Source organism: Zobellella denitrificans, assembly GCF_002237365.1.
Classification (GTDB): domain Bacteria; phylum Pseudomonadota; class Gammaproteobacteria; order Enterobacterales; family Aeromonadaceae; genus Oceanimonas; species Oceanimonas denitrificans.
Genome location: NZ_NMUO01000023.1, coordinates 1 through 16,252, shown reverse-complemented (window position 1 = coordinate 16,252; position 16,252 = coordinate 1). Strand labels below are relative to the sequence as shown.

Sequence of the window (16,252 nt, the reverse complement as noted above, 5' to 3'; positions counted from 1 at the left end):
TAAGCTAAACAGGGGAGCGGCAATGGGGCTAACATGCTTCCATTGCCGTTCCCATTTATGATCTGCGGAGGATTCAATGGCAGTTGCGGCCAACAAGCGTTCCATCATGACGTTGTTTTCAGGTGCTGACGACATCTACAGCCACCAGGCGCGTATCGTCCTGGCGGAGAAAGGGGTCAGTGTGGAGATCAGCCAGGTCGAGCCTGGCAGCCTGCCCGAGGACATGCTGGAGCTGAACCCCTACGGCACAGTGCCGACCCTGGTCGATCGGGAACTGGTGCTTTACGAGTCTCGCATTATCATGGAGTACCTGGACGAGCGCTTTCCCCATCCGCCCCTGATGCCGGTGTATCCGGTGGCCAGGGGCAACAGCCGGTTGATGATGCATCGCATCGAGCAGGACTGGTATTCCCTGGTCGAGCGCATCCAGCGCGGCGATCGGGCGGAAGAGGCCCGCAAGGAGCTGCGCGAGGCGCTGCTGGCCATCGCCCCGGTGTTCGCCGAGTATCCCTACTTCATGAGCGAGGAGTTCAGCCTGGTGGATTGCTACATGGCGCCCCTGCTGTGGCGGCTGCCCTCCCTGGGGATAGAGCTGTCCGGGCGCGGCGCCAAGGAAATCAAGGCCTACATGATCCGGTTGTTCGAGCGGGAGTCCTTCCAGGCGTCCCTGACCGAGGCCGAGCGCGATATCGGCGGCAAGGTATAACCATGGACCAGATGACGCCCAGCCGGCCCTATCTGCTGCGTGCCTTCTATGACTGGCTGCTGGACAACGAGCTGACGCCGCACCTGCTGGTGAATGCGGAGGTGCCCCACACCATGGTGCCCCGGCAGTATGTCAAGGACGGTCAGATAGTGCTGAGTATCGCCCCGCAGGCGGTGGTGGGGCTGCAGATGGACAACGAGGCGGTCAGTTTCAATGCCCGCTTCGGCGGTTCTCCCTTCCAGGTCTATATTCCGCTGGCGGCCATCGTCGCCATCCAGGCCCGGGAAAACGGCGCCGGCACCTTTTTCCCGCCGGAGCCGGCCTATGAGGAATGGCTGGCCGCGGCCAGCGCCCCCCAGGAGGACGAAGCCACCCCGCCGGAAATGGGGGAGGCCCAGCCATCCAGTGGCAAGAAGGGCAAGCCCAACCTTCGGGTGATCAAATAAAAAAACGCAGCCATCAGGCTGCGTTTTTTTACCGGGGCCGATATCAGGGCGCGGCCTGGATAAATTCGAAGACGGTGATAACCCGGGCCACGCCACTGATACTGCGGGTCAGTTGCACCGCTATGTCCGCTTCCTTCTGGGTGACCAGGCCGATCAGGAAGACCTCCGAATTTTCGGTGACCACCTTGATCTTGGTGCCGTCGATGTTCTTTTCCGCCAGCAGGGTGCTCTTGACCTTGGAGGTCAGCCAGGTGTCCTGGCTCCGCGCCGCCAGCGAAAGGGGCTGCCCCAGGCGGACCTCGTTGTAGACCTCGGCCACGCCGGGCACGCCCCTGACGATCTCTTCCGCCTGGCGCCGGTATTCCTCGGTGGGCGTCTGGCCGATCATCAGGGTCTTGGCATTGGTGGTGACCACCGCCAGCCGGCTGTCGTCCCACAACGGCTTGGTTTCACCCAGGCGGTGCAGGGCGCGCATGTCGATGGCCTGGTCGCTGACCTGGGTCGATACCGGCCGGCGATCGACTGCCGCACCGACACCGGTACCGGCACCGGCCACCATGACGCCGGCACAGCCCTGCAGCAGTACGGCGGTGCCGAAGCACAGCAAGAGTCGAGCTTTCATGGTCAATCCTCCTGTTTGGGAAAGAGGGTGCGATCGATAAGATCGCACAGGCAATGCAGGGTCAGCAGGTTGACCTCGTGAATGCGGGGCGCGCGCAGGGCGGGTACCCGGATCTCCACGTCGTTGGGGCCGAGCAGGCCGGCCAGCTCGCCGCCGTCACCGCCGCTCAGGGCCACTATGGTCATGTCCCGGCTCAGGGCCGCCTCCGCCGCCTTGATCAGGTTGCGGCTGTGGCCGCTGGTGGAGATCACCACCAGCACGTCGCCGGCCTGGCCCAGGGCCCGGATCTGGCGGGCATAGGCCTCGTCGAAGTGCTGATCCACCGAGATGGCACTGATGCTGCTGGTGTCCAGGGTCAGGCAGAGGGCGGGCAGGGCCGGGCGCTCGGTTTCGTAACGGTTGATAAGCTCGCTCACGAACAGCTGGGCCAGGGCGTTGGAGCCGCCGTTGCCGCAGACCAGCAGCTTGTGGCCGTTGAGCAGGCACATCACCATCATCTGGGCGGCCGCGAGTATGTCGTCGGGCAGCGCCTCGGCGGCGGCGATCTTGGTCTGGATGCTTTCGGTAAAGCTGGCTTTGATTTCTTCCTGCATGGGACTCCTTAAAAGGCGTTGGGGATCCAGTCGATATGGCTGCCGTCGCAGGCGATCAGATCGAAACGACAGGACTGGCGGGATTCGTTCAACCCCTGAGACTGCAAGTAACTGAGGGCGGCCCGGCGCAGCCGCTGCTGCTTGGTGGCGGTGACCGAGGCGAGGGCACCGCCGTAGTGGTTGCTCCGGCGATAGCGTACCTCCACGAACACCAGGGTGGTACCGGTACGCATCACCAGATCGATTTCCCCGAGCTTGCACTGGTAGTTGCGCGCCACCAGGCAGAGCCCCTGGCCGAGCAGGAATTGCTCGGCCCGGCGCTCGAACTGCTCGCCCCGGGCCCGGCTAGTTCCCGTCGGGTAGCCAGGTGCCATTGCGGTATTCCATCCATTGCAGGCGGCGCTGCAGCACCCCCTGGGGCGACACCGACAGCTCGCCGGTCAGGGCCGGCACGGCGGGGGCTCCCTGGCGCAGCTGGGTCAACTGCGGAATCAGGGCCAGGGCATCGTAGCCGAAGGCGAACAGCCGCTGCCAACTGATGCCGGCATTGGGCCACAGGCTTTCCACCTCCTCCCTGAGTTGCGGCGCCCCATCGAAGATCCAGGGCATGTCGGCCAGTTGCAGACCGTTGAGTTCGCTCATGGGCGCCTCGTCGTCCGGCACATAGCTGCGGGAGGTGACGTAGGTGGGCAGGCGGGCGGCCCGGCTGTCGCGCACGAAATCGAAGTAGGGCAGTATCACCCGGGTTTCGGTGGCGTTGGTCACCATGAATACCGAGTCGATGGGCTCCGGCGCACCGGTCCAGGCGCCGTCGCCGAGGGGTTGGATAACACCGGCGGCGGCCGGGGGCGGGGGGCCGGTGCTGGCCAGGGCGCGGCGCACGTCCGACTCTATCGAACCCTGACCGGCGAAGTAGGCCAGAATGGCGGGGCGACCGCTCTGCTGCTGCCAGCTCTGGCCGAACTCGGTGGCGACCCGGCGGCCCAGTTCGTTGTTGGGGGCGAACACCAGGGGCTGGCGATGGCCCTGGTCCCACATGTGGCGGGCGGCCTCGGCGGCTTCCGCCTCCGGTGACAGGGCGAAGTAGTAGAAGTGCGGCAGGCCCGGCTGGTAGGCGGGCAGATTGAGGGCCAGCACCGGCATGGCCGGATCCAGCTCGAGCAGGGCCTCGACCTCTTCCTTGAGCAGGGGGCCCAGGATGAAGTCGGCGCCGGCCTGCTGCACCTGCTGGTAGAGGCCGGCCATGTCACGACCGTTGGTGTCGAAGAAGCTGAGGCGCGAGCCCTGGCCCTGGTGGGCGCTCAGGATGCCGTTGCGGATGGCGTCGGCCTGCTCCGCCAGGCGGCCCGACAGCGGCAGCAACACGGCGATATGGGCGGGCTGGTAGGCGCTGGTGGCGAGCTGCTCCGCCGGGGCGCCGGCCAGGTAGGCCTGGCCGGGATGATCCGGATAGGCGGTCCGCCAGGATTGCAGTTGCCACTGCCGTTGCGCCGGCTGCAGGTTGCTGTTGTTGAGGATGGCCATCAGCCGGAACCAGCCGTTGGCCTGGTCGCTGTTGCCCGGACCCTGGGCCTGGCGCAGGCTCTGGGGCGAAAGGGGTTGCAGCAGGCGATGGATATGCTCGCGGTTGGCCTCCCGATCCCCGCCGCCGAGCAGCTCCTGCCGCTCGATCAGCGCCTTGGCGGCTTCCAGCGGTTGTTGCCGCTGTTCCAGGGCGTTGGCTTGCAGCAGCAGGTAATAGATGGTGCCGCTGCGGGTAAGCTGGCTGCTGTCGAGGGGCCCCAGCAGCTGCAGGGCCGCTTCCGGATTATCCTGGGTCAGCGCCAGGGCGCCTTCCAGCAGCACCAGGGTGGCCTGCTGCTGGGGGGAGGCCTGGCGGCGCAGCAGGTCCAGCTGCTGGCCCGCGGTGGCGCCGTCCCCCTGCTGCAGGGCCGCGCGTATCGCCAGTACCCGCCAACTGAAGGCGTCCGGCTCGGGTGCGCGCTCGGCAAAGTCCTGATACTGGTCGGCCGGCCGGTCGACCAGGCTGAACATGTCCGGCGCCGGCGGCGGCGGTTCCTTTGGCTGCAGCATACCGCTGCCGCAGGCCATCAGGACGGAGGAAAGCACCAGGGTGCACAGCAGTCGTGTTACACTGTCGCGTTGATATTGTGTCGCCAATCCCATTTATCCCAAGCTGTGTCATTCTGGTCCTAAGTGTAATAGGGCCAGGACGGTGAAACAATTGCTTGCACAGGAGTTCCCATGAGCCAAGCGGCCGCACTTTATATTGTGCCCACCCCCATCGGCAACCTGAATGATATCAGCCAGCGCGCCCTGGAAACATTGCAACGGGTTGATCTTATCGCCTGTGAGGATACCCGCCACACCGCCAAGCTGCTGTCCCATTACCAGATTAGTACGCCGACCTGGGCGCTGCATGATCACAATGAACAGCACAAGGCGGAACAACTGGTCGGGCGCCTGCTGAATGGCCAGAGCATCGCCCTGGTGTCCGATGCGGGCACGCCGCTTATCAGCGATCCCGGTTATCACCTGGTCAACCACTGTCGCGAAGCCGGTGTCCAGGTCATCGCCCTGCCCGGACCCTGCGCGGCCATCACCGCCCTGTCGGCCGCCGGCCTGCCCACCGATCGTTTCGCGTTCGAAGGATTTCTGCCGGCCAAGGACAAGGCTCGCCTCGACAAGCTGGAAAGCCTGAGGGACGAGGGCCGTACCCTGGTGTTCTACGAGTCACCCCGTCGCCTGCTCGACACGGTCGAGGCCATCATCTCGGTGATGGGAGAGGCGCGGCGCCTGGTGGTGGCCCGCGAGCTGACCAAGACCTTCGAGAGCATCCACAGCCTGCCGGCCGGGGAGATGCTGGCGTGGCTGCGCCAGGATGACAACCGCAGCCGGGGGGAGATCGTACTGATGGTGGCAGGTCACAGGCCCGACGGCGATGCCCTGCCGGCCGAGGCCCTGCGCACCCTGGCGCTGCTGCGGGCCGAGCTGCCCCTGAAGAAGGCGGCGGCGCTGACCGCCGAGATCCACGGCGTCAAGAAGAACGCCCTGTATAAATACGGGCTGGATCACCTGGAATAAGGCTGCTGGCATCGGTGCGGGGACTGGTGTACACTCCGCCCCGGAGTTGGCCGGGTAATCGCTGCTCCGTCGTTGTGCCTCCGGGCAGACGGGCGGAGGGGAGGAAAGTCCGGGCTCCACAGGGCAGGGTGCCAGGTAACGCCTGGGGGGCGCGAGCCCACGACCAGTGCAACAGAGAGCAGACCGCCGATGGCCCGCAAGGGATCAGGTAAGGGTGAAAGGGTGCGGTAAGAGCGCACCGCGCGACTGGCAACAGTTCGTGGCACGGTAAACTCCACCCGGAGCAAGACCAAATAGGCCTCCTACAGGCGCGGCCCGCGCTGGAGGCGGGTAGGTTGCTTGAGCCAGTGAGCGATTGCTGGCCTAGAGGAATGATTACCGACCGAGCTTGCTCGGTACAGAACCCGGCTTACAGGCCGACTCCATTATTTTTTAAAAAAACGCAGCCCGGGCTGCGTTTTTTTGTTGCGGCCTGCGGCGGTGCCACTTTATTTGCACATTTCCTGATAAAGCCGCCGACTAATCCCCCGGATGCATATCTTTGTCTTCCTTTGTCGCCAACTTCCATTTCCTCGCTTGAAAAGCTTGAGTCCCCTCCTTACACTTGAGCGTGGTGGGAAAAAGTGGATTTTTGTGGAATAAAATAGATTTCAAGGACTCAGAATGCTGCGTGGTGCTCACGCCATCAGCCTGGATACCAAGGGCCGGTTGGCAATACCGACACGATTCCGGGACTCGTTGCGCGATGAGTGCGAGGGGATGCTGGTATGCACCATCGATATCAGCAATCCCTGCCTGCTGCTTTACCCCCTGGCCGAATGGGAACTGATAGAAAAGAAACTGCGTGTGCTGTCGAGCACCCATCCGCAGGAGCGACGCCTGCAACGGCTGTTGCTGGGCCATGCCGCCGAATGCGAACTGGATGGCCAGGGGCGTTTCCTGGTACCGGGGCCGCTCAGGCAACACGCGGGACTAGAAAAAAAAATCATGCTGGTGGGGCAGCTCAACCGCTTCGAAATCTGGGACGAAACCCGCTGGCAACAACAAATTAGCGATGATTTGCAGGCCCTTCCGCAAGAAGGCTGGGAGTCATCGGAACGATTGCGGGACTTTTCTCTGTAAATGAGTCAACAACAGGCACACATCACCGTATTGCTGGACGAAGCCGTGGCCGGCCTGAATATCAGGCCGGACGGTGTCTATGTGGACGGCACCTTCGGCCGGGGTGGTCATTCCCGCCATATCCTGTCCCAACTGGGGCCCAATGGCCGGCTGCTGGCCATCGACCGGGATCCCCAGGCCATCGCCGAAGCCCGGAAGATAGCGGATCCCCGCTTCATGATATTGCATGGCCCCTTTTCCCGCCTGGCCGAGATGGTGGATGAGCAGGGACTGACGGGACGCATCGATGGCGTCCTGCTCGATCTGGGCGTGTCGTCGCCCCAGCTCGACCAGGCCGAGCGCGGCTTCAGCTTCCAGAAGGACGGCCCGCTCGACATGCGCATGGACCCCACCAGCGGTCAGAGTGCCGCCGACTGGCTGGCCCAGGCGGACGAGGCGGACATCGCCTGGGTGCTGAAGACCTTCGGCGAGGAGAAATTCGCCCGCAAGATAGCCCGCGCCATCGTCCACGACCGGCAGCAGACCCCCTTTACCCGGACCCGCCAGCTGGCGGAGATGATCGCCCGGGTCAGCCCCAGCCGGGAGAAGAACAAGCACGCCGCCACCCGCAGCTTCCAGGCGATCCGCATCTATATCAACAGCGAGCTGGAGGAGATAGAGCTGGCCCTCAACGGCGCCCTCAGGGTGCTGGCGCCCGGCGGCCGGCTGTCGGTGATCAGCTTCCATTCCCTGGAAGACAGGCTGGTCAAGCACTTTATCCGCAAACAGGAGAAAGGCCCCGAAGTGCCGCCGGGACTGCCCCTGACCGAGGCCCAGCTTGCCGGCGGCCGCTTGTTAAAGAGTGTCGGCAAGGCGATGAAGCCCTCGGCGGCAGAAGTCGAAGCCAACCCGCGGGCACGCAGCTCGGTGCTGCGGGTGGCACAGCGGCTGGAGACGCCGGCGTGATCGAGGGACGCATCAACCTGGCGAGGGAAATCGGCCAGGATCTGTTGCGGCACAAGTGGCAACTGCTGCTGGCGGTGCTCACCCTGGTGTCGGCGCTGGCGGTGATAGTGATCACCCACGGCACCCGCCAGTTGACCGGTGAGTACAACGAACTGATGGCGGAGCAGGACCGGCTGGACATCGAGTGGCGCCACCTGCTGCTGGAGCAGAACACCCTGATGGAGCACAGCCGGGTCGAGGCCCTGGCCCGGGACAAGCTGAAGATGCACCGGCCGGCGCCGGCCCAGGAAAAACTGGTGACGCAACGATGAAGATGAAAAGGCGCAATGCCACCAAGAAAGAACCCATGCTGCTCGGCTGGCGTTTCCTGACCGTGTGCGGCGTGATCCTGTTCGCCTTCGTGGCGCTGTTCGCCCGGGCCGCCTGGATCCAGGTGGTGTCGCCGGATCGGCTGCGGATGGAGGGGGATCTGCGTTCCCTGCGCACCGCGGTCAGCAGCACGACGCGCGGCATGATCATGGATCGCAACGGCGAGGAACTGGCGGTGTCGGTGCCGGTACAGGCGGTGTGGGCCGATCCCAAGCAGATCCACGAAGAGATGAGCCTGCGCAAGGAGCAGGCCTGGCAGGCCCTGGCCGAGGTGTTGGGGGTGCCCCGCGAAACCCTGCTGGCCCGGGTGCAGGATCCCAAGCGCCGCTTCGTCTACCTGCAGCGCCAGGTGACCCCGGCGGTGGCCGAGTATATCCGCAAGCTCCGTCTGCCCGGGGTGCATTTGCGGCCGGAAGAGCGGCGCTTCTATCCCACCGGCGAGATCAACGCCCATCTGGTGGGCATGACCAATATCGACGGCGCCGGTATCGAAGGCATAGAGCGGGCCTTCAACGAATGGCTCACCGCCCAGCCCGGTGAGCGCCGGGTGCGCAAGGACAGGACCGGCCGGGTGGTGGAAGACCTGGGGGTGGTGTCGGAAGGCCGCGAGGCCAACCATATCCAGCTGACCATCGATCAGCGCATTCAGGCCCTGGCCTATCGCTCGCTCAAGCGCGCCTCCGAGTTTCACCGCGCCACCTCCGCCTCCCTGGTGATGCTGGACGTCAAGACCGGCGAAGTACTGGCCATGGTCAATACCCCCTCCTTCAACCCCAACAACCGGGGCCAGTACCAGAGCTTCCGCGCCCGCAACCGGGCGGTGACCGACACCTACGAGCCGGGCTCCACCCTGAAGCCGCTGATCGTGGTCAGCGCCCTGGAAAACGGCATCATCAGGGCGGATTCCATCATCGACACCAACCCGGGCTGGGTAAGGCTGGGCGGCAAGCGGGTGTCCGATACCCGCAACCTGGGGGCCATCAGCGTGGAGACGGTGCTGCAGCGCTCCTCCAACATGGGCATGGTGCGCATGGCGTTGCAGGAAACCCCCGAGCAGCTGCTCGATACCCTCTATCGCTTCGGCCTGGGCATCGACTCGGGCATGGGGCTGGTGGGCGAGAGCACCGGCATGGTGCCCCAGCGGCGGCGCTGGTCCGATATCGAAAAGGCGACCCTGTCGTTCGGTTACGGCGTGACCGTAACCCCGCTGCAACTGGCCCAGGCCTATGCGGTGCTGGCCAACGGCGGGGTGCGCTATCCCCTGACCATCGTCAAGCGCAGCCAGGCGCCGGCGGGCGAGCAGGTGATACCGCGCCAGCATGCGGACGACGTGCTGAAGATGATGGAAAGCGTCATCGGCCCGGGCGGCACCGCCCGCCAGGCCGCCATTCCCGGCTATCGGGTGGCGGGCAAGACCGGCACCTCGCGCAAGGCCATCGCCGGCGGTTATGGCAGCGACTATGTGGGCGTCTTTGCCGGCATGGCGCCGGTCAGCAACCCCCGCCTGGCGATGGTGGTGGTGATCAACGAGCCCCAGGGCGATGAATACTACGGCGGCCAGGTGGCCGCGCCGGTGTTCGCCGAAGTGATGAGCGGCGCCCTGCAGTTATTGAATATCCGCCCGGACGCGGCGACCGAAGAGCAGTTCCAGCTGGCAGGACAGGAGGCGAAGCGTGGCCCTCACACTTAGAGATCTGGCGGTGCCCCTGGGGCTGTCGGCCCCGGCCATTCCCATCGACGCCATCACCCTCGACAGCCGGGCGGCCGCTCCCGGTTGTCTCTTTATCGCGGTCAAGGGCCACCGGCTGGACGGCCGTCAGTTTATCGACCAGGCCCTGCGGCAGGGCGCGGCGGCGGTGTTGTTCGAGGTGGACCATCCGGAGCAGGCCGGTCTCAACCACCAGGATCATCGCCTGCTCGGGGTGTACCGGCTGTCCCGTCAGCTGTCGCTGCTGGCGGGGATTTTTTACGGCGATCCCTCCGCCGATCTGCAGCTGGTGGGAGTGACCGGTACCAACGGCAAGAGCACCGTCACCCAGCTCATCGCCAATTGGAGCTGCCTGCTGGGCACCCAGGCGGGGGTCATGGGCACCCTGGGCAACGGCCTCTACGGCCGGCTCAGGGAGGCGGTCAACACCACCGGTTCGGCGCTGGCGGTGCAGGCCGAGCTGGCCGCGCAGCTGGCGGCCGGCGCCAAACGGGTGGCGATGGAGGTGTCTTCCCACGGTTTGCATCAGCACCGGGTGGCCGCGCTGGATTTTGACGTGGCGGTGTTCACCAACCTGAGCCGGGATCACCTGGACTATCACGGCACCATGGCCGAATACGGCGAGGCCAAGCGCCAGCTGTTCGAGCTTTGCCGCCAGGCCCGGGTGATCAACGCCGACGACCCGGTGGGCCGGCGCTGGCTGCGCCTGTACCCGGATGCCATCGCCTATAGCCTGCACGGCCGGCTGGCGGATTTCGACGGGCGCCAGCTGGTGGCGGAGACGGTACATTTTTATGGCGGTGGCCTGAAAGTGACCATTAACTCCGACTGGGGGAATGGTGTATTATCCGCCCCCCTGATGGGACGTTTCAACGTGGCCAACCTGCTGGCGGCGATGGCCAGCCTGCTGGTTCTGGGTGAGTCCTTTGATGAGTTGCTGGCCTCGGCCCCCCGGCTCTCCGGGGTGGCCGGGCGGATGGAACCCTTCACCGCCCCCGGCAAGCCGCTGGTGGTGGTGGACTACGCCCATACGCCGGATGCGCTGGAGCAGGCGCTGCAGGCGCTGCGCCAGCATTGCCGGGGCCGTCTCTGGTGCCTGGTGGGCTGCGGCGGCGATCGGGACCAGGGCAAGCGGCCGCTGATGGCGGCGGCGGCGGAGGCCGGCGCCGACAGGGTCATCCTGACCGATGACAATCCCCGCACCGAGGCGCCCGAGGCCATCATCGAACAGATGCGGGCGGGATTGCTCGAGCCGGAAGCGGCCCTGGTGATCCATCAGCGGGCCGAGGCCATCCGCCAGGCCATAGCGCAGGCGGGCGTGGACGATATCATTTTGGTGGCAGGCAAGGGCCATGAGGATTATCAGATAGTGGGTACTCACAAGATGCATTACAGCGATCGGGAAACCGTGGCCGCCCTGCTGGGGACTGTCGCATGATACCGCTCAGCCTCGAGCAACTGGCCCAGGCGTCCGGCGGCGAGCTGCGTGGTGCCGACGGCACCATACTGGCCGTGACCACCGACAGCCGCCAGCCCATGGTCGCCGGCTGCCTGTTCGTGGCGCTGGCCGGCGAGCGCTTCGACGGCCATGACTTCGCCGCCCAGGCGGTGGCGCAGGGGGCCGCCGCCTTGCTGGTGGAGCGCTGGCTGGCGCTGGATCTGCCCCAGATCAAGGTGGCCGATACCCGGCTGGCGTTGGGTGTGCTGGGCGGTCTGGTGCGCGATCAGAGCCAGGCCCGCTTCCTGGCCATCACCGGCAGCTGCGGCAAGACCACGGTCAAGGAGATGGCGGCCGCCATACTGCGCCAGAAGGGCAAGGTGCTGGCCACCCGGGGCAATCTCAACAATGAGATAGGGGTACCCCTGACCCTGTGCGAACTGACCCCGGACACCGAATACGCGGTGGTGGAGCTGGGCGCCAACCACATCGGCGAAATCGCCTGGACCAGTTCGCTGACCAGGCCCCATGTCGCTCTTATCAACAATGTGGAAGCCTCCCACCTGGAAGGTTTCGGCTCCCTCGAGGGCATCGCCCGGGCCAAGGGCGAGATCTACGACGGCCTGGAGCCGGGGGGCGTGGCCATCGCCAACGGCGACAGCCCTTTCTGCGCCCTGTGGAAGGAAAAGCACCCCCTGGTTTACTTCGGCGAGCACCGGGAATACGAGGCCCGCCAAATCGGCCTGGACAAGGCGGGCTGCGCCCACTTCCGCCTGCTGACTCCAAAGGGAGAAGTGGCGGTGCAGCTGCCGGTGCCCCGCAAGCACAACGTGGCCAACGCCCTGGCTGCCGCCGCCGCCACCGAGGCGCTGGGGGCGACCCTGGAAGAGATCGCCGCCGGCCTGGCTGCCTTCGGCTCGGCCAAGGGCCGCCTGCAGGTATGGACCCGGGGCGGACTCACCCTGCTCGACGATACCTACAACGCCAGCGTCGCCTCCGTGCTGGCGGGGCTGGATACCCTGGCCAGCCTGCCCGGCCACCGCATCTTCGTGTTCGGCGACATGGCGGAGCTGGGCGACTACAGCCGTGAAATGCACACCAGGGTGGGCGAACACGCCCGCAAGCTCGGCATCGATCTGGTGCTGACCGTGGGCCGGGACAGCAAGGACACGGCGACGGCGGCCCATGGCCGCCATTTCGAGAACAAGCAGCAGCTGTGGCCGGAGCTGGCCGCGGCGCTGGCACAACACAACAAGGTGGTGGTTTTGGTCAAAGGTGCGCGCAGCGCCCGGATGGAAGAAGTGGTCCGGGCCATTCAGGAGGGTGAGGCATGCTAGTCTGGCTGGCGGAATGGCTGACCCCCCATTTCAGCTTTTTCAACGTCTTCTCCTATCTCACCTTCAGGGCGGTGGTGTCCATCCTGACCGGACTCTTCGTCTCCCTGTGGATAGGTCCGCGCCTGATCCGCCGGTTGCAGATGCTGCAAATCGGCCAGGTGGTGCGCAACGACGGCCCCGAATCCCATTTCAGCAAGGCCGGCACTCCCACCATGGGCGGCCTGATGATCCTCATCGCCATCTTCGTGTCGGTACTGCTGTGGGCGCGCCTGTCCAACCCCTATGTGTGGGTGGTGCTGTTCGTGCTGGGCGCCTTCGGCGCCATCGGTTTCGTCGACGACTACCGCAAGGTGGTGCGCAAGAACACCGACGGCCTGATCGCCCGCTGGAAGTACTTCTGGCAGTCGGCGGCGGCCCTGGCGGCGGCCGTCTTCGTCTACTGGATAGCCCGGGATCCGGCCCAGACCCAGTTGGTGGTCCCCTTCTTCAAGGACGTCATGCCCCAGCTCGGCCTGCTGTTCATCGTGCTCAGCTACTTCGTCATCGTCGGCTCCAGCAATGCGGTCAACCTGACCGACGGCCTGGACGGCCTGGCCATCATGCCCACCGTCATGGTGGCGGCCGGCTTCGCCCTGGTGGCCTGGGCTACCGGTAACGTCAACTTCGCCGCCTACCTGCACATTCCCTATGTGGCCCACGCCGGCGAACTGACGGTGGTGTGCACCGCCATGGTGGGAGCCGGCCTGGGCTTCCTCTGGTTCAATACCTTCCCGGCCCAGGTGTTCATGGGCGACGTGGGCTCCCTGGCCCTGGGCGCGGCCCTGGGCGCCATCGCCGTGCTGGTGCGCCAGGAATTCCTGCTGGTGATCATGGGGGGCATCTTCGTGATCGAGACCCTGTCGGTGATCCTGCAGGTGGGCTCCTACAAGCTGCGCGGTCAGCGGATTTTCCGCATGGCGCCCATCCACCACCATTACGAGCTGAAGGGCTGGCCCGAGCCCAGGGTGATAGTCCGCTTCTGGATCATCACCCTGATGCTGGTGCTGATCGGCCTGGCCACCCTCAAGGTGAGATAAATGATGCTGCCGGAACGCATAGTGATCATCGGGTTGGGGCAGACGGGATTTTCCTGTGTGCGCTATTGCCTGGAGCGGGGGCGCCGCCCGCTGGTGATGGACACCCGTGCCCGGCCGCCGGGGGCGGAACAACTGCCACCCGGCATCGACTGCCGCTTCGGTGCCCTCGACGCCGCCAGCCTGCTGGCGGCGGACTTGATCGTGGCAAGCCCCGGCGTGCCCCTGGCTACCCCCGAGGTGCGCCAGGCGCAGGCTGCCGGGGTGGAAATCGTGGGCGACGTGGAGCTGTTCCTGCGGGAATGCCGGGCCCCGGTCATCGCCATCACCGGCTCCAACGGCAAGAGCACCGTTACCACCCTGGTGGGCGAGATGGCGGCCGAGGCCGGCCTGGCGGTGGGGGTGGGCGGCAATATCGGCACCCCGGCGCTGGATCTGCTGGCCGGGCCGCTGGAGCTGGCGGTACTGGAGCTGTCCAGCTTTCAGCTGGAAACCACTCCCGGGCTGGCGGCGCTGGCCGCCACCGTGCTCAACATCAGCGAGGATCACCTGGATCGCTACGATTCCCTGGCCCACTACCGGGACACCAAGCTGGGTATCTACCGGGGCGCCGGCCTGTGCGTCTACAACCGGGAAGACGACCAGACCCGGCCGCCGGCCGGTAGCCCGGCGGTCGGTTTCGGCCTGGACGCACAGGAATACGGCCGGATCGAGCAGGGGGGCGAGCTTTGGCTGAGCCGCCATGGCGAGCCGGTGCTGCCGGTGTCGGCGCTGCGCATCCTCGGCGCCCACAACCAGCTCAACGCCCTGGCGGCCATGGCCCTGGCGGACCGGGCCGGTATACCGCGCCAGGCACAGCTGGCGGTGTTGCGCCGTTTCGGCGGCCTGCCCCACCGCTGCCAGTTCGTGGCCGAGAAAAACGGGGTGCGCTGGCTCAACGATTCCAAGGCCACCAATGTGGGCGCCACCCTGGCGGCCATCGCCGGGGTGGCCGAGGCGGTGCCCGGCCGGTTGTGGCTGATCGCCGGCGGCCAGGGCAAGGGTCAGGATTTCGGCCCGCTCAAGCCCCTGCTCGAACGGCGCATCGCCGGCATGGCCTGCTTCGGCCAGGACAGGGCGGCGCTGCTGCGGCTGGGCGGCAACACCCGGGAAGTGGCCGATCTGGCCGGGGCCGTGGCCTGGTGCGCCGAACGGGCGGCCCCCGGTGACTGGGTGCTGTTCGCCCCGGCCTGCGCCAGCCTGGACATGTATCCCAATTACCAGGCCCGGGGCGATCACTTCATGGCCCTGGTGGAGGCGTTATGAAGCTGTTGCCCTCCTTCGGTACCGACTGGCTGCTGCGTCCCTCCCAGGGGCTCGTCTACGATCGCCAACTGGTGGTGCTGGCGCTGTCGCTGATGGCCATCGGCCTGGTGATGGTGTCCTCCGCCTCCATCGCCGAGGGCATCAACGTCGGCAATGATCCCTTCTATTTCGTCAAGCGCCACGGCGCCTTCCTGCTGATCTGCCTGATGCTCGCCAGCCTGATGCTGCAGGTGCCCATGGCGCGCTGGCAGCAGTTCAACGCCAGCTTCCTGATCCTGGCGCTGCTGCTGCTGGTGGCGGTATTGCTGCTGGGGCGCAATATCAACGGCAGTACCCGCTGGCTGGCCCTGGGACCCATCAACGTGCAGCCGGCGGAGATCGCCAAGCTGGCCCTGTTCACCTTCCTGGCCGGCTACCTGGTGCGCAAGCAGGAGGAGGTGCGCGGCCAGTGGCGCGGCTTCCTCAAGCCCCTGGCGGTAATGGGCGTGATGTCGGTGCTGCTGCTGATGCAGCCGGATCTGGGCTCGGTGGTGGTGCTGTTCGTCACCACCATCGGCATGCTGTTCCTCGCCGGCGCCCGGCTCAGCCAGTTTGTCAGCCTGATCGTGCTGGGCGTCGGCCTGGTGGGTTTCCTGATCATCACCTCGCCCTACCGGATGCGACGGGTGACGTCCTTCCTCAACCCCTGGGAGGATCCCTTCGGCAGCGGCTATCAGCTGACCCAGTCGCTGATGGCCTTCGGCCGTGGCGGCTGGTTCGGCGAGGGCCTCGGCAACTCCATCCAGAAGCTCGAGTACCTGCCCGAGGCCCACACCGACTTCGTGTTCGCCATCCTCGGCGAGGAACTGGGCTTCAGCGGGGTGCTGCTGGTGTTGCTGCTGCAGGCCTGGCTGGCGTTCAAGGCGCTGCACATCGGGCAGAAGGTCTTGATGGGCGGCCGCCAGTACGAAGGCTACCTGGCCATGGGCATCGGCATCTGGTTCAGCTTCCAGACGGTGGTCAACGTGGGCGCGGCCTCGGGCCTGCTGCCCACCAAGGGCCTGACCCTGCCCCTGGTGAGCTACGGCGGCTCCAGCCTGCTGGTGATCAGCACCGCCGTGGCCATACTGGTGCGCATCGACTTCGAGTGGCGGCGGGACAATATGCAGGCCAGACAACGGGAGGTGGCATGAGTGCTGACAAGACCCTGCTGGTGATGGCGGGCGGCACCGGAGGCCATGTGTTCCCGGGGCTGGCGGTGGCGGATCTGCTCCGGGCCGAGGGCTGGCACATCCACTGGCTCGGCACCGCCGAGCGGATGGAAGCCCAACTGGTACCCAGGCACGGTTATCCGCTGCACACCATCGACATCGCCGGGGTGCGCGGCAACGGCCTCAAGCGGCTGCTGCTGGCGCCCTTCCAGATCCTGAAGGCGGTCTGGCAGGCGCGGCGGCGGCGGGGCCGCGGTCCGGCGGTGGGGGGGGGGGGGGGGGTCTTCTTCAACATAGTGGCGCGGGGGGGAAAA

At 66.0% G+C, this 16,252-nt stretch carries 17 protein-coding genes and 1 other RNA gene; 14 read left to right on the top strand and 4 right to left on the bottom strand.

Features of this window, described 5'->3' with window-relative positions; translation table 11 throughout:
• Positions 1-76 precede the first annotated feature (76 nt).
• Both sspA and CGX12_RS07060 read left to right on the top strand, forming a co-directional pair.
• On the top strand, positions 77-706 hold the full coding sequence (gene sspA / locus CGX12_RS07065) for a stringent starvation protein SspA (RefSeq protein ID WP_094039188.1): 630 nt from the start codon (positions 77-79) through the stop codon (positions 704-706).
• 11 nt (positions 707-717) lie between these two features.
• On the top strand, positions 718-1,152 hold the full coding sequence (locus tag CGX12_RS07060) for a ClpXP protease specificity-enhancing factor (RefSeq protein ID WP_176442022.1): 435 nt from the start codon (positions 718-720) through the stop codon (positions 1,150-1,152).
• A 43-nt stretch (positions 1,153-1,195) separates the two neighbouring features.
• Here the strand turns inward: CGX12_RS07060 and dolP are convergent, their stop codons facing one another.
• Genes dolP through CGX12_RS07040 form a run of 4 tightly spaced genes read right to left on the bottom strand, consistent with a single transcriptional unit; the run spans position 1,196 to position 4,533 of the window.
• Positions 1,196-1,774 (bottom strand): division/outer membrane stress-associated lipid-binding lipoprotein, encoded by a 579-nt coding sequence (dolP, locus tag CGX12_RS07055; protein WP_094039186.1) that lies wholly within the window; start codon positions 1,772-1,774, stop codon positions 1,196-1,198.
• A 2-nt stretch (positions 1,775-1,776) separates the two neighbouring features.
• Positions 1,777-2,367, bottom strand: a complete 591-nt coding sequence (locus CGX12_RS07050; protein WP_094039185.1) for a D-sedoheptulose-7-phosphate isomerase — start codon at positions 2,365-2,367, stop codon at positions 1,777-1,779.
• 8 nt (positions 2,368-2,375) lie between these two features.
• The gene (locus tag CGX12_RS07045) at positions 2,376-2,741 is read right to left on the bottom strand and encodes a YraN family protein (protein ID WP_094039184.1); all 366 of its coding nucleotides are present in this window, start codon (positions 2,739-2,741) and stop codon (positions 2,376-2,378) included.
• Positions 2,713-4,533 (bottom strand): penicillin-binding protein activator, encoded by a 1,821-nt coding sequence (locus CGX12_RS07040; protein WP_094039183.1) that lies wholly within the window; start codon positions 4,531-4,533, stop codon positions 2,713-2,715. The genes CGX12_RS07045 and CGX12_RS07040 overlap by 29 nt, the downstream gene beginning before the upstream one ends.
• A gap of 78 nt (positions 4,534-4,611) precedes the next feature.
• Between CGX12_RS07040 and rsmI the strand changes: the two genes are divergently transcribed.
• The 12 genes from rsmI to CGX12_RS06980 form a co-directional block, all read left to right on the top strand.
• Positions 4,612-5,451, top strand: a complete 840-nt coding sequence (gene rsmI, locus CGX12_RS07035) for a 16S rRNA (cytidine(1402)-2'-O)-methyltransferase (RefSeq protein ID WP_094039182.1) — start codon at positions 4,612-4,614, stop codon at positions 5,449-5,451.
• A 42-nt stretch (positions 5,452-5,493) separates the two neighbouring features.
• Positions 5,494-5,879, top strand: an RNA gene (gene rnpB, locus CGX12_RS07030) — RNase P RNA component class A.
• A gap of 235 nt (positions 5,880-6,114) precedes the next feature.
• A complete protein-coding gene (gene mraZ, locus CGX12_RS07025) occupies positions 6,115-6,573 on the top strand; it encodes a division/cell wall cluster transcriptional repressor MraZ (protein ID WP_094039181.1) in 459 nt (152 codons plus the stop codon).
• On the top strand, positions 6,574-7,518 hold the full coding sequence (gene rsmH, locus CGX12_RS07020; RefSeq protein ID WP_094039180.1) for a 16S rRNA (cytosine(1402)-N(4))-methyltransferase RsmH: 945 nt from the start codon (positions 6,574-6,576) through the stop codon (positions 7,516-7,518). It begins immediately after the preceding gene.
• A complete protein-coding gene (gene ftsL / locus CGX12_RS07015; RefSeq protein WP_176442019.1) occupies positions 7,515-7,829 on the top strand; it encodes a cell division protein FtsL in 315 nt (104 codons plus the stop codon). The genes rsmH and ftsL overlap by 4 nt, the downstream gene beginning before the upstream one ends.
• A 2-nt stretch (positions 7,830-7,831) precedes the next feature.
• The gene (locus CGX12_RS07010; RefSeq protein WP_094039220.1) at positions 7,832-9,577 is read left to right on the top strand and encodes a penicillin-binding transpeptidase domain-containing protein; all 1,746 of its coding nucleotides are present in this window, start codon (positions 7,832-7,834) and stop codon (positions 9,575-9,577) included.
• The gene (gene murE, locus CGX12_RS07005) at positions 9,561-11,033 is read left to right on the top strand and encodes a UDP-N-acetylmuramoyl-L-alanyl-D-glutamate--2,6-diaminopimelate ligase (protein WP_094039179.1); all 1,473 of its coding nucleotides are present in this window, start codon (positions 9,561-9,563) and stop codon (positions 11,031-11,033) included. Before CGX12_RS07010 ends, murE begins: the two co-directional genes overlap by 17 nt.
• Positions 11,030-12,370: a UDP-N-acetylmuramoyl-tripeptide--D-alanyl-D-alanine ligase gene (locus tag CGX12_RS07000; protein WP_094039178.1), complete on the top strand. Its 1,341-nt coding sequence runs from the start codon at positions 11,030-11,032 to the stop codon at positions 12,368-12,370. The genes murE and CGX12_RS07000 overlap by 4 nt, the downstream gene beginning before the upstream one ends.
• Positions 12,364-13,446, top strand: a complete 1,083-nt coding sequence (mraY, locus tag CGX12_RS06995) for a phospho-N-acetylmuramoyl-pentapeptide-transferase (protein ID WP_094039177.1) — start codon at positions 12,364-12,366, stop codon at positions 13,444-13,446. The genes CGX12_RS07000 and mraY overlap by 7 nt, the downstream gene beginning before the upstream one ends.
• Positions 13,447-13,449: 3 nt before the next feature.
• Positions 13,450-14,748 (top strand): UDP-N-acetylmuramoyl-L-alanine--D-glutamate ligase, encoded by a 1,299-nt coding sequence (gene murD / locus CGX12_RS06990; RefSeq protein ID WP_094039219.1) that lies wholly within the window; start codon positions 13,450-13,452, stop codon positions 14,746-14,748.
• A complete protein-coding gene (gene ftsW / locus CGX12_RS06985) occupies positions 14,745-15,920 on the top strand; it encodes a cell division protein FtsW (RefSeq protein WP_094039176.1) in 1,176 nt (391 codons plus the stop codon). The genes murD and ftsW overlap by 4 nt, the downstream gene beginning before the upstream one ends.
• Positions 15,917-16,252: glycosyltransferase (locus CGX12_RS06980; protein ID WP_176442018.1), on the top strand; the 336-nt coding region annotated here is incomplete at its 3' end. The genes ftsW and CGX12_RS06980, both read left to right, overlap by 4 nt.